General features: G+C 35.3%; 10 protein-coding genes and 4 pseudogenes. 1 reads left to right on the top strand and 13 read right to left on the bottom strand.

Features of this window, described 5'->3' with window-relative positions:
- The first annotated feature begins 4 nt into the window (after positions 1 to 4).
- Positions 5 to 856, top strand: coding sequence for an IS3 family transposase (locus ACPWTF_RS15900; protein ID WP_427872078.1), 852 nt, complete (start codon positions 5 to 7; stop codon positions 854 to 856).
- Between the two features lie 19 nt (positions 857 to 875).
- On the opposite strand, the pseudogene ACPWTF_RS15895 reads toward ACPWTF_RS15900, so the two are convergent.
- From ACPWTF_RS15895 to ACPWTF_RS15835, 13 genes and pseudogenes are all read right to left on the bottom strand, one after another.
- A pseudogene (locus tag ACPWTF_RS15895) lies at positions 876 to 3,132 on the bottom strand (glycoside hydrolase family 3 N-terminal domain-containing protein).
- A 12-nt stretch (positions 3,133 to 3,144) separates the two neighbouring features.
- Entirely contained in the window at positions 3,145 to 4,038 is an 894-nt protein-coding gene (locus ACPWTF_RS15890; protein ID WP_427872077.1) for a glycoside hydrolase family 30 protein, read from the bottom strand.
- Positions 4,039 to 4,100: 62 nt separating this feature from the next.
- A complete protein-coding gene (locus ACPWTF_RS15885) occupies positions 4,101 to 4,568 on the bottom strand; it encodes a hypothetical protein (protein WP_427872075.1) in 468 nt (155 codons plus the stop codon).
- Between the two features lie 2 nt (positions 4,569 to 4,570).
- Positions 4,571 to 5,411 (bottom strand): annotated as a pseudogene (locus tag ACPWTF_RS15880) (endonuclease/exonuclease/phosphatase family protein).
- 72 nt (positions 5,412 to 5,483) lie between these two features.
- Complete coding sequence (locus ACPWTF_RS15875) at positions 5,484 to 6,557, bottom strand: glycoside hydrolase family 16 protein (RefSeq protein ID WP_427872073.1); 1,074 nt, start codon at positions 6,555 to 6,557, stop codon at positions 5,484 to 5,486.
- 124 nt (positions 6,558 to 6,681) lie between these two features.
- On the bottom strand, positions 6,682 to 6,999 hold the full coding sequence (locus ACPWTF_RS15870; protein WP_427872071.1) for a glycoside hydrolase family 30 beta sandwich domain-containing protein: 318 nt from the start codon (positions 6,997 to 6,999) through the stop codon (positions 6,682 to 6,684).
- Positions 6,962 to 8,100, bottom strand: a pseudogene (locus tag ACPWTF_RS15865) (glycoside hydrolase family 30 protein). Before ACPWTF_RS15865 ends, ACPWTF_RS15870 begins: the two are co-directional and overlap by 38 nt.
- An 82-nt stretch (positions 8,101 to 8,182) precedes the next feature.
- Positions 8,183 to 8,416 (bottom strand): glycoside hydrolase family 30 beta sandwich domain-containing protein, encoded by a 234-nt coding sequence (locus ACPWTF_RS15860; RefSeq protein WP_427875763.1) that lies wholly within the window; start codon positions 8,414 to 8,416, stop codon positions 8,183 to 8,185.
- A 24-nt stretch (positions 8,417 to 8,440) separates the two neighbouring features.
- Positions 8,441 to 9,635: pseudogene (locus ACPWTF_RS15855) on the bottom strand (glycoside hydrolase family 30 protein); the annotation flags it as partial.
- A gap of 91 nt (positions 9,636 to 9,726) precedes the next feature.
- Positions 9,727 to 11,181, bottom strand: a complete 1,455-nt coding sequence (locus ACPWTF_RS15850; protein ID WP_427872069.1) for a glycoside hydrolase family 30 protein — start codon at positions 11,179 to 11,181, stop codon at positions 9,727 to 9,729.
- A 145-nt stretch (positions 11,182 to 11,326) separates the two neighbouring features.
- On the bottom strand, positions 11,327 to 12,202 hold the full coding sequence (locus tag ACPWTF_RS15845) for a hypothetical protein (RefSeq protein ID WP_427872067.1): 876 nt from the start codon (positions 12,200 to 12,202) through the stop codon (positions 11,327 to 11,329).
- Positions 12,203 to 12,231: 29 nt separating this feature from the next.
- Positions 12,232 to 12,831 (bottom strand): RagB/SusD family nutrient uptake outer membrane protein, encoded by a 600-nt coding sequence (locus tag ACPWTF_RS15840; RefSeq protein WP_427872065.1) that lies wholly within the window; start codon positions 12,829 to 12,831, stop codon positions 12,232 to 12,234.
- Positions 12,821 to 13,741 (bottom strand): RagB/SusD family nutrient uptake outer membrane protein, encoded by a 921-nt coding sequence (locus ACPWTF_RS15835; protein ID WP_427872063.1) that lies wholly within the window; start codon positions 13,739 to 13,741, stop codon positions 12,821 to 12,823. Before ACPWTF_RS15835 ends, ACPWTF_RS15840 begins: the two co-directional genes overlap by 11 nt.
- Positions 13,742 to 13,747: the final 6 nt, after the last annotated feature.

Below are 13,747 nucleotides of genomic sequence, written 5' to 3'. Positions count from 1 at the left end.
TGGTTTGTTCGGGATAGACAGACAGGTTTATTACAGAAGCATTAAGCGTATTAAGCTCAGAAGAACCTTGGCAGAACTGGTTGTAGAGCTTGTAAAAGAACAGCGTACAGATCAGCCCCGGCTTGGCACGCGTAAACTATATCATATCCTCAATTTAAAGCTTAAAGTCTTAAAAGTAGGAAGAGATAAGTTCTTCAATATTTTAAAAGCAAATCATTTACTGATCAAGCCTAAAAGAAGCTATCATATTACCACATGGTCACATCATCGTTTTAGGAAACATCCTAACCTGATAAAAGAGTTAAATATTAAAAGACCTGAACAAGTATGGGTCTCAGATATTACTTATATCGGTAAACGTGAGAAACCCTGTTATTTAAGTTTAATAACCGATGCTTATTCAAAAAAGATAATGGGTTATGAGGTGTCTGATTCCCTTAGTGCACAAGGATGTATTAATGCTTTAAAAATGGCTCATAAGAATAGGGTCTTTAAAACTGAACAATTGATACATCATTCAGACAGAGGAATACAATATTGTTCGGATGAGTATCAGTATTTTTTAAAGAAATACAGTCTAAAATGCAGTATGACGCAAAACTCAGACCCTTATGAAAATGCAGTAGCTGAAAGAATAAACGGAATATTAAAACAAGAATTTAGGATTGATGCCTATCATCTTGAACTAGATTTAATGAAGAAACTGGTAGCTGAGATTATTAATAAATATAACCAGATTAGACCGCATTGCTCAAACTACATGCTGACTCCTAATCAAATGCATTTACAGAGAAGCATTAAAATGAAAACTTATAAAACAAAAAACAGAAGTAACTCGAAAGCTACTTCTGTCTAAAAGTGTATTTTTATTATTATTAATCCTGTATCGTTATTTTAGGACTAGTCATTACTAATTCAAAATCAGATCTTAATTTAATATCTGCTGATGAAGTTCCGATCATTACTTCAAAATCTCCTGGTTCAGCAACCCATTCTACTTTATCATTATAGAAAGAAAGTTTCTCTTTGTCAATTGTAAATTCGATTGTTTTAGATTCTCCTGCATTTAATTTCACTTTCTGGAAATCTCTTAATTCTAAAACGGGTCTTACAACAGATCCAAATTTATCTTTCAAATACAATTGAGCGACTTCTTCTCCAGCTACTTTTCCGCTATTTTTTAATTGGAAAGAAACTTTGATCGTTTCATTGCTTTTTATTTTAGTTGAAGATAATTTTAAACTTGAATAATCAAACGTTGTATAGCTCAAACCATATCCAAAAGGATATTTTGGAGAGTTTTTCAAGTCGATATAAGCCGAAACATAATTTGTTGCGTTTTCATCTTTAGCAGGTCTTCCTGTACTGAAGTGATTGTAGTAAATTGGAATCTGCCCTACTTCTCTTGGAAAAGTCATTGGCAATTTTCCAGACGGATTGTAATCTCCAAACAAAACATTTGCAATAGCATTTCCAGCTTCAGTTCCTAACCACCAAGTGTATAAAATTGCTGGAACATTATCTGCAGTCCAGTTGAAAACCAAAGGTCTTCCAGCATTTATTAAAACTACAACTGGTTTTCCTGTTGCCATAACTGCTTTTACTAAATCTTCTTGAACTCCTGGCAAATGCAAGTCGCTTCTACTTTTGGCTTCACCGCTCATGTCGCGTCTTTCACCAATACTCAAAATCACAACATCGGCTTGTTTAGCTGTCGCAACCGCTTCTGCAAAACCATCTTTGTTTGTTCCTTCTATTTCACAACCTTTTGCATACAATAATTTGGTGTTTTTGCCTACTTTATTTTGCAATCCATCCCATTGTGAAACGATCCATTTATTGTAATCAACTTCTGGAAGTTCTACAGACCAGAATCCCATGTTTTCTTTATATTCTTTTACCATTCGGACCAATAAATGCAATGGTTTTAGCATTTTTTGAAATTGGCAAAGTTTGGTTTTCGTTCTTTAATAAAACGATACTTTTTTCAGCCATTTCTCTAGCTGCTTTTCTGTGCTCTGGATTGTTTAATGCTTTTTCAGCACGTTTTTCATCTGAGTATCTGTAAGGATCATCAAATAATCCTAATTCGAATTTCTTGCGAAGAATACGTTTTACAGCATCATCAATTAAATCAATAGAAACTCTGCCTTCTTTTACTAACTCTACTAAATGCTTACGGTATGCATTACTTTCCATATCCATGTCGCTTCCTGCAGTAATCGCTGAATACGCTGCTTCTTTAAGATCTTTAGAATAACCGTGTGCGACCATTTCTCCAATTGATCCCCAGTCTGAAACTACGAAACCTTGAAAGTTCCATTTCCCTTTTAAGATATCTCTCTGCAAATGTGCATTTCCAGTTGCTGGAATTCCATTAATATCATTAAATGAATTCATAAATGTTGCTGCACCTGCATCTAAAGCCGCTTTAAATGGCGGTAAATAGGTTTCCCATAACATTCTTTCGCTCATGTCTACAGAGTTGTAATCTCTTCCTCCAACTCCCGCTCCATAAGCCGCGAAATGTTTTACGCAGGCCATAACAGAGTTTAAGTCTCCAAGTTTGTTTCCTTGAAAACCTTTTACTCTTGCGTAAGCAATTTTAGAGCCCAAATAAGTATCTTCTCCCGCACCTTCCATTACACGTCCCCAACGAGGATCACGACCAATATCAACCATTGGAGCAAATGTCCAATGAATTCCGCTTGCTGCTGCTTCTGTTGCCGCCACTCTTGCGCCTAATTCGATTGCTGCTAAATCCCAACTTGCCGCTTCTGCTAATGGAAGAGGAAAAGTCATTTTGTAACCGTGAATAACGTCTTGGCCAAACAACAACGGAATTTTAAGTCTTGACTGCATCGCCAATTCTTGGTATCCTCTTGTATATTTTGTTCCGATAACATTTAGCATCGAACCTATCAAACCTTGTTTGATTTCGTTTTGCTTGTTCGGATTAATTGTGATTGGTCCCGTTGCCTGATTGTCTCCAGTGTACTGATTTAGCTGACCAATTTTTTCTTCAATTGTCATTTTTTTCAATAGATCATTGACTTTCTGATCTATTGACTGCTGCTGTGCCGTCGCAAAAAGCGAGAGCATAAACAGTGTAATTGTAGTTGTTTTTTTCATAGTTTAAGTGGTTTACCAAACGTAAGTAGCAACTGCTCCTGCGTTTAGTGTGGTTGTGGTTTGTTTGTCGTTGTATTTTATATTAAAAGTTTCTGCCGAACCTCCATCATTTTCTACAATTAAAACTATTTGTCCTAACGGAGTTCTGAAAGAAACATTATATAGATTTCCTACAATATTACTGCCAATTCTTACTGATCCTTCTGGAACAAATTTAGAAGCATGTCCGATAATATAATATCCTACTTCTCTTTTGATATTCTGATTTTGATCAATCATCAAAGCACCTTTACAAGTTGAACATCCTCCTGGCGTGAAAGGTTTGTAAAACTCATCATTTGCTAATCCCCAAGAAAGCGCATTTTTACTCCAGTTACGCATTGAACCAATTACTACATTTTTCACACTCCATTTTAGATCTGTTTCGAAATTAGTTCCGCTTCCGGTATATTGTTCTGTAAAATACAAATCCTTATTTGGAAATTCATTATGAACAGTGGATAAAGCACTAATGTCTCCTTCATACAAGTGAAAAGCTGATCCTGCTACAAACGGATTTGCTTTTGGATCTCTTAAAATCGTCAAAGGATATTCTGGTTTATTACAGTTGTGATCGTAAACAATGATTTTGGTTTTGATTCCTGCTTTCGCGAAAGCGGGACCCAAATTATTCCCAACAAAATCTGCTTGCTGCTCTGCCAACATTAACAAACTTGGATTGTTTCCCGGGTGTAAAGGTTCATTTTGAGGCGTAATCGCATCAATTACAATTCCGTGCGATTTCATTGCCTGAATGTATTTTACAAAATATTCTGCATAAACCTGATAGTATTTTGGCTGTAAACTACCGCCTTTTGAGCTTCCGTTGTCTTTCATCCAAACTGGAGGCGACCACGGAGAACCCATTATTTTGATTTTAGGATTTATAGCTAAAATCTCTTTTAAAACCGGAATTACATCGTCTAAATCTAACCAAGATTAAAGTGTTCCAGTTTTAAATCGGTTTGACCTTCTGGCATATCATCATACGAAAAAACTTTTTCATTCAAATCTGATGCTCCAATACTTATTCTTAAATAACTTAAACCAATGGCATCTTCTTTTCTAGAAAACAATTCCTGAAGCAAAGCTTCTCTTTTTGATTTGTCTAGTTTTTTAATGGCTTGCGCACTTCCTCCAGTTAATGAAAATCCGAAACCTTCAATAGTTTGGAATTTCTCTGAAGGATTTACTTCAATGGTTTGATTTGAATTTGTTTCTGAAGTGAAAACTAACTCAGGTTGTTTTTTAAGTTTTGAAGTTTCATCTGTTGTGGTAATCCAAGAAGAAACTTTTCCAGTATTTTGTAGAGTATTTGTTGAAGATCCACAGTTGAACTGCATTGCTATTAATGGCAGCAAAACTAGGATTTGAAGTTTTTTGTTGATGTTTTTCATTTTTAATCTATTTCTATTAAGACAGGCAAATGATCTGACGGATATTTTAAATCTTTAGAATCACTTAACACTGCGTGTTTTTGAACTTTTAGACCACTATTTTTTGAAATAAAAATGTAGTCTAATAATAATGTTACGGGTTCATTGTGTTTGAAATCGTTGAAAGTTCCAGAACGAACCAAAAGGCTTTTCTATTGAAACATCTTTGGTATCATCCATCACTTTTCTGATTTCTCCAATTTGCGTTGTGTTTGGTTCAGAATTGAAATCACCCATTAAAAAAGCAGGATAATTTTTTGTGTTTAATTCTTTTATTTTAGAAAGAGCAAGCTGCACGCCTTTTACTCTAGCTTCTTCGCCCATGTGATCTAAATGCAAATTGAAAACCCAAAATACTTTTTTAGTTTTTAGATCTTTAAAAAGTCCGTATGTACAAACTCTGTTGCAAGCTGCATCCCAACCTCTTGAAACTACATTTGGAGTTTCAGACAACCAAAAAGTGTTAGATTGTTCGACCTTAAAACGATCTTTTTTATAGTAAATCGTACACGCTTCACCTAAACCTCCTTCTTCTCTTCCAACTCCGAATTTGTTATAATTTGGCAAAGCCGATGCAATATCTAACACTTGGTTTGGCGTTGCTTCCTGAACTCCGAAAACATCTGGACTGTAAAAACCAATTTGAGATGTAAAATAATCTTTTCGGTTCGGCCAAGCATTTTCTCCATCTGAAGCAACATCCAAACGGATATTATATGTCATAATTTTTAAATTCTGACCATAAAATGAGTTCACGCTTAAAAGCAGGATTACTGCAAAAACAAGTTTGTTTATCTTTTTCATGTTAAAAAATTTTAATCTTGTAAAGCTAGTGTTTACGAGGCTTTAAAGAAAAAAATCTATTTAAAAATTATGTTAATTGTATACTCTTACATAATCAATTTCGTAGGTCGCTCTTTGAAAGTTTGGATTGACAGCTCCTCCAAAATTTCCTCCCATTGCAAAGTTTATAATCACAAAGAATTTGGCATTAAATGGAGTTGTGCTTGAGTTTTTATAAGTGTAAAATAAATTATCGTCTACAAAAAATTTGATGTTTTCGGCGTCCCATTCTGCAGCATAAATATGAAACTCGGTTGTCGAATTTGGAGCGGTTGTTGTTTTGGTATCTGGCGTGTTTCCTGAGCGTCCTGGAGAATGCAATGACGAATGGATTACATTTGGATTATTTCCAACCGATTCTAAAATATCTATTTCTCCGCATAACGGCCATCCTGCGGTATCGATGTTATCTCCAAGCAACCAGAAAGCAGGCCAAGTACCGCCGCCAGCTGGTAATTTTGCGCGAATCTCTGCTCTTCCGTATTTAAAAGAAAACTTCCCTTTGGTTAGCATTCTTGTAGAAGTGTATTGGCTTCCTTGGTAATTTTCTTTGATTGCCGTAATTTTCAAAAGACCTCCTTCTATTTTTACATTTTCAGGGCGGTTTGTGTAATATTGTAATTCGTTATTTCCAAAACCGTTTCCGTTTCCTAAATCATAACCCCATTTATTAGAATCGGGAGCTCCGTCTGTATTAAATTCATCTGACCAGATTAATTTTCTGGCTACGAAAATATTTACTGTTGCAGAAGTATTGGTATATTTTATTCCGTTAAATGCTGTAACATCAATCGTATAGGTTTTTGTTCCGGGTTGCGTAAATTCGTATGTAAAACTGCTAGTTGTAAACTCTTTTGTTTCATTGTTTACCACTACCTTATACGACTTTGCATTAGGAGCATCAATTTTTAAATTAATTTTTCCACTTCCATCTCCATTTGGCATTTCGGCAGTTTTGCCCACTACATCAACTTGTACAGAAATTTTATCTGGAGTTACAACGACAGGGGTATCTGTCGTATCGTTGTTACTGCTGCAAGATTGGAATACAAACAACAGAATTAAAGTAAGAACTCCAGCTCTATTTGCGAGATTAATCATTTTCATCTTTTTATTATTTAAATGGTTTAGTTAATAAATTGAATATCAAGATAAATATTATTTCTTCTACTTTTTGTTTTTGTTCATAACAAAAAGTTTTAGATCAAAACGACTTTTAAATTTTATGCGTTTATTTCCAAGTATAAGTTCCGACAGATCCTGCTTCAAGTGAAGTAGTTACCCATTTTCCATTGAATTTAATATTGAAAGTTTCAGTTGCAGAACCATCATTTTCAACAATCAATACTTTAGAACCTGAAGGTGTGATAAAAGCAACATTTTGCAAGCTCCCACCAGAATTGCTCTCGATTCTAGTAGATCCCATTGGAACAAATTTTGAAGCATGGGCAATAATATAATACGCCACATTACGCTGAAAACTATCGCCAGAAGTTATTGTGATAGCTCCTTTACACATTGTACATCCTCCATCTGTATGAGGTGCCAAAATTTGCATTATTTGCCACATTCCATTCTAAAGCATTTTTACTGTAATTTCTCATCGATCCGATAATTACATTTCGAAGATGCCATTTTAAATCACCATCAAAACTACCTTCAGAAGATGTCCATTGTTCTGTAAAATATACGTTTTTCGTTGGATAAGAATTGTACACATTCGTTAGTGCACTAATATCTCCTGCATATAAATGAAAAGCCGATCCGTCAACAAAAGGAAAGGCATCTGCATCTGCCAAAATTGCTTTCGGATAATTTGGATTATCGCAATTATGATCGTAGGCAATAATTTTTACGTTTAGATTTGCGGCTTTAAATGCAGGCCTAAACTCTTTTTAATAAAACTCCCCTGATCAGTAGCAGACATATACATACTTGGGTTATTCCCGTCATGCAAAGGCTCGTTTTGAGGAGTTACAGCATCGATTGTAATTCCTTCTGTTTTCATCTGTTGAATGTATTTTACAAAATATTTAGCGTAAACATCATAATATTCTGTTTTCAGTTTTCCGCCTTTAAAACTTGCTACATCTTTCATCCAAATAGGCGCAGACCAAGGCGTTGCTAAGATTAATATTTTAGGATTAATTGCCACAATTTCTTTCAGCATGGCAATTAGATTTTTGTCTTTTTCTAGACTGAATTTCTCTAGATTTAAATCTGTTTCTCCAGCTGCAAGATCGTCGTAAGTAAATGGTGTTGCATTTAAATCTGAAGCTCCGATACTGATTCTGATATAACTCACTCCAATTGAGTTTTCTCCGTTTCCGAATAATTCTTGCAAAAGAGCAGTTCTTTTAGCCGCATTTAATTGGTTTATAACATCTACGCTTCCTCCTGTCAAGGTATATCCGAAACCATCAATAGTCTGGTATTTTTGATTAGCATTTATTTCAATATTAGCATAACCATTTGCTGTTGTACCAAATCCTAATGTCCCTGATTGTTTTGCCAATAAAACACTTTGATTGCCTTTTGTAAGCCAAAAATCAACATCATTTGTTACTACTACTGGAGGGTTTACAACTGGTGGATTTACTGGCGGATTTTCTACCGGATCGCTTGAAGAAGAGCATTTTACTTGAGCCATTACAGCTGCCAAAAAGAAAAACGCTTTTATGGTGTTCTTTAGATTGAATTTCATATTTCGTGGTTATTTAGTTAGCTGACAATTAATTTACAATTGTCTGTATAGCGTGTGCCGGAATTGTAATTATTGTTTTTTCTTTTTGATTTTCTAAAGAATAAATAATCTCTTTTTCAGATTGATTCATTACGATAGTTATCAATTTTCCGTCAGAATTTTTAAAAGAAGTGCTTAACAACGATTTGTCGTTTACGGTTTCAAGTACTCTTTTTGCATTTGGTCTAATGAATTTCGAGAAATGTCCAATATAATAATACATTGGAGTATAGATTAATTCATCTTTTGTGGTATCAGCATGAATAGGCGCAAAACAGAAATTGCCAACATGATTAGGGCCTCCATTTTGGTCTAAAAGAATATTCCAGTCTGTCCAGCCTACAGTTCCGTTATTAAAATCATGAATCATATTGATTCCGTAACGTTCTGCATTACCCCAAAACTGATATTTTGAAGCATCAAATTTCTCAATACATCCTTCGGTAAAAAGGAGATTTTTATTTGGAAATGCTTCATGAACTTTCGCTACTGATTCGAATTGAGGCGGGCCTCCATTCCAAGTTTCATACCAGTGAAATCCAATTCCCCAAGCATATTTAGAAACTTTTGGATTTGAGAAAACAAGATTAGCTCTTTTTTCCAACATATCTCCCCTATTATGATCCCAAATAATAACGTTTTTAGAACCTAGTCCTTCTTTTTCTAAAGTCTGGTCCAAGATGATTTTTAAGAAAATCTCTTTCTGCTTCTGGAGTGTAAATGCAAGATTCCCAACTTTGTTTTGCCATTGGTTCGTTCTGAACTGTTAATCCCCAGATTGGAATTCCTTCTTTTTCGTATTCTTTTATAAACTTAGCATAATACAATGCCCAAGCAGGAGCAAATTCTGGCAACAAAACGCCGCCGTGCAAAATATCATTATTGTCTTTCATGAAAGCTGGGGGACTCCAAGGGCTGACAAATAAGGTTAGTTTCCCGCCGGCTGTTTCAATTGCTTTTTTAATTAATGGAATTCTATATTTGCGATCGTGGTTTATATTAAAAGTCTTTAGTTCTTTGTCTCCTTCAGAAACATAAGCATAGCTGTCACTGCTGAAATCACAGCTGTGAATGTTTGTTCTTGCCAAAGTATAACCAATACCTTTGTTTTTATCGTAATAAGCAGTTAAGAATTCCTGCTGTTTTTTAGGCGATAATTTTGCGAAAACTTCTGCACTTGCATCTGTAATTGCGCCCCCGATTCCGAGGAAGTTCTGGTCTGTTTTTTCAGTATTTATTCGAATAGATACTGTTGGTGTTTTTTGTTGTGTAGTGTTGTTTTTTGAAATTAAATCATTTGATAAAGTCAATTTCAAATTGGTGTTTTCGGCAGTAGTATAAACCTTTATTTTGCTGTTTTTTTGAGCTGTAATTTTTGAGCTAAAACCGCTTAATTGAATTAAGACAAAGGCTGATAAAAATATTTGAGAGGTAACTTTCATGTTGCTTAAATAATCGTTTTAAAATTAAAAGCAAGAGAAGACTAAGATGGATGATTCAAATTAGTCCTCTTCATTACTTTACTACAAAATATTAATAAACAAGTGTTTGTATAGCGTGCGGCGGAATTTTCACTTCTGCCTTTTTATCTCCAATAATCAAATTGTAGGTAAGGTCGTTTGCCGATTGGTTCATGACAATTGTTGCCATTGTTCCGTCAGCATTTAAAAAAGAGGTGCTTAATAAAGCACTTTTGCTTACTGCAGTACTTACTCTAACTGCATCTAAACGGATGAATTTTGAAAAGTGTCCGATATAATAATAAGATGGTGTGTAGATTAATTCTCCTGTCGTTGTATCTGCATGGATTGGTGCAAAACAGAAATTTCCAACATGATTAGGTTCTCCAAACTGGTCTAAAAGAATATTCCAGTCTGTCCAAGCTACTGTTCCATTATTAAAATCATTTATCATATTGATTCCGTAACGCTCTGCATTACCCCAAAATTGATATTTCGATGCGTCAAATTTTTCGATACATCCTTCAGTAAACATCAGTTTTTTATCTGGATACGCTTCATTTACTTTCCCTACATTATCAAACATCGGCGCACCGCCCGACCAAGTTTCATACCAGTGAAATCCCATTCCCCAAACATATTTTGACGCTTCTGGATCTGAGTAAATTACGTTTGCACGATAGTTCATTAAATCGCGGTTATGATCCCAAACGATTATTTTTTTATTGCCAAGGTTCTCTTTTTTCAAAGTTGGTCCAAGGTAATTTTTGATAAAGTCTCTTTCAGCTTCAGCTGTGTATATACAAGATTCCCAAGTCTGCACCGCCATTGGTTCATTTTGTGTAGAAGTTCCCCAAATTGGGATTCCTTCCTTTTCATAAGCTTTAATAAATTTCACATAAAAATTAGCCCAAGTCTGGTAGTATTCTGGAAGTAAAGTCCCCCCTTTCAAAACATTCTTATTGCTTTTCATAAAAGCATTTGGAGACCAAGGCGCAACGTATGTTGTCAATTTTCCTCCCGCTTTCTGAATGGCTTGTTTGATTAAAGGAATACGATACTGTCTATCATGATCAATAGAAAAAGTCTTCAAATCTTTGTCACCTTCTTCGATATAAGAATAGCTTCCACTGCTAAAATCAGAACTTTGAATTGTTGTTCTTAGCAAAGAATAGCCAATACCTTTTTGCTGATCGTAGTAAGCATTTAAAAATTCGGCTTGTTTTTCTTTTGAAAGTTTAGCAAATATTTCGGCGCTAGCATCTGTAATAGCCCCTCCGATTCCCATAAAAGTCTGAAACTTTTTAGATGGCTGTACAAAAACAGAAGTTTCTGTTTCTAGAGGTTGTTTTGCGGCAGAAAAAGTCAAATTATCTGTTGTAGTTAATCGCAACTTAGAATTCTCTGCGGTAGTGTAAACAGTTATCTTTTTGCCGCTGGTTGTAAACTCTTTTTTTGTCTTTGGCTGTTGTGCAAATGCTGCAGCAGAAAACAAAAGGCATAAAATTTTTAGGCTATTTTTTTTCATTCGCTTCCAATTATTGTGTGTTATTAAATTGAAGTTTAGAAGAAATCAAAAATCGAGTTCTACCCTTTGAAGGATTTAAAAAATAGCCCATACTCATAATGATTATGGGCTATTTACAACCAAACTTAAACTTAAACTTAACTTTTTATTTTCCTCTGAACTCAATTTTTGTAACTGTAATTCCGTCTTTAGTGAAAGTATTACCGCCAGAACGAATCAATAAGTAGATTTTTCCGCTTTCATTGAATTTTACAACATTTGAAACTGTACCCGTTACATCATTTTTAACACATCCAATTGCGGATAATTTTCCTGAAAATTTCTCTTTTGCGCAACCATCCCACGTACTTAGACCCATTACTTTATTGTCTTTATATTCTACCCCAGGCTGAGGCAATGATTTACCAGCATAAACTTCAAACCAAGTTTCATCGGAACCACTTGGGCAAGACACTGTCATATCTATAGTATATTCTCTATCTTTTACAACTTCGATTGCTTGGTAGATACCTTCTTGAGCCCATCCGCCTGGCGAATGAATTGTAGCACTGTTATTAGCAAAAGACCAAAAAGCAGCACCCGATGGGCTTAATTGTACGCTAGTCCATTTAGCTTGATCTGCAGCTGTAGCAAAAGTTCCTCCTTGCACTAAGTTTCCTTTTGCAGGATCTGTTTGTGCTACTATAATTTGCTGAGAAGAAGTTGCAATTACTGCTCCAGCTCCAATAGCTGTATGCGTAACCGTATACGTTCCTGCATCAGGTAAAGAAATAACTTGATTCATTTTTCCTGGACTAGCCCCGTCACCAGTATCCCATTTAGAAGAAATAACTCCTTTAGGCTGTGCCGTTAAAAGGTAAGTATTCATAGCACCTGCAACTGGTGTTATTGTAAACGAAGCATCAACATTCGTAGCTACAAGAGGATTCTCATTAACTTCTTCGCTGCAACTGCTTAGTGTTCCTAATGCTAAAGTTAGCATTAGGTATACACTTTTTCTAAAATATATATTTAGGTTCATTTCTTTTTGTTTTGGTTAATTAGTAAATACTATTGGTAATTAGGATTTTGTTTCAATTTAGTACCGTTAAGTTCTGTGTACGGAATTGGGAAAATCTCATCTGTTCCAGCATCAAAACCTCTATCAGATAAGGCTGCCGCTGCATCTCCCCATCTTACTAAATCGAAGAATCTATGTCCTTCACCCGCTAACTCCATTCTTCTTTCATGTTTGATCGCTGCTAATGTTACAGGAACTGGATCTAGTCCTGCTCTTTTTCTAACTGCATCAAGTAATGCTTGTGCTCTTGCTCCAGATCCTAAAGCTTCTGCTTCCATTAAGTAAGTATCTGCAAGTCTGATTATATAGGAATTTTGTTTGTAGTTCAACTCTGAGTTACCTCCACCTGTACTAACATCCGACTGTCTTGGAAGATATTTGTTCAAGAAAAATCCAGTATCTTGGTAAGCTGGAATATAATCTGCTTTACCTGCTGCTTTTAACGCTTTTAAGTCAAGAATTGTAGCATCCTTACGTGGATCGCCTTGCATTGCATCATATAATTTTTGTGTTGCAACGTTAAATGCCCATCCTGCAGGAAGGTTTGGCGCATCAGAACCTTCTGGTCTAGAATATCCTCTAGGTCCCAACCATGATGTTTAATGAGTTACCTTCGTCTCTACCTTGCCCCCAGAATGTCCAATCAGAGTTTCCTGCACTACTGTGAGATACTTCGATTAATGATTCTGCGTTGAATTTGTTTGATGTAATCCATAAGTCGCTAAATTTATCTAACAATTTATTGCCATATTGATTTACTCCTCCTGGAGTACCATTTACTTCTGCTAAAACAGCTGCTGCTTCTGCTTTTTTACCTTCAAATAAATACACTTTTCCTAATAGTGCTTGAGCTGCTCCTTTGTTAAATCTTCCAGCTTCAGTTTTTGCAACTACCGTATTTGGTAAAACTGCAATAGCCTCTGTTAAATCTTTTTCGATTTGAGCATAAATTACCTCTGGTGCAACTTGCTCAGGTGTAAAGATTGTTTCTGTTGTTAATGGCTCTAAAACTAATGCAATGTTTTTGAACAATCTTACTAAGTTAAAATAGTAAAATGCACGTAGTGTTTTAGCTTCTGCAGCAAATCTATTTCTAACTGCATCATTCATTGAAGCGGCTGGTAACTTAGATAACAAAATATTTGCTCTAGAAATACCTTGGTAGTGATCGTTCCAGTAGCTTCCTGGAATAGTGATTGAAGAAAGTGAGTGTGTAGAGAAATTTTGAATTCCTGTTCCATCTGTAGAACTACCTCCACCAGCATAAAAATCGTCAGAACCAGCATTCAACATTGCTACTAGGTTTTCAAAACCTCCAGTGTTTTTTCTAATTGGATCGTAAACTCCAATTAAAGCGGCATAACATTGCTGCTCATTAGAAAAGTAGGTACTTGTATCAAATTTTCCTTGTGGGTCAATGGTCACAAAATCTTCAGAACAAGATCCTAGAACAGCCATTGCCACAGCGATATATATATATTTAAATTTTATCGTTTTCATGATTCT

The organism is Flavobacterium sp. MMS24-S5 (genome assembly GCF_050320125.1).
Classification (GTDB): domain Bacteria; phylum Bacteroidota; class Bacteroidia; order Flavobacteriales; family Flavobacteriaceae; genus Flavobacterium; species Flavobacterium tyrosinilyticum.
Note: the sequence above shows the minus strand (reverse complement) of the source record. Positions and strands in the feature narration are given on the sequence as shown.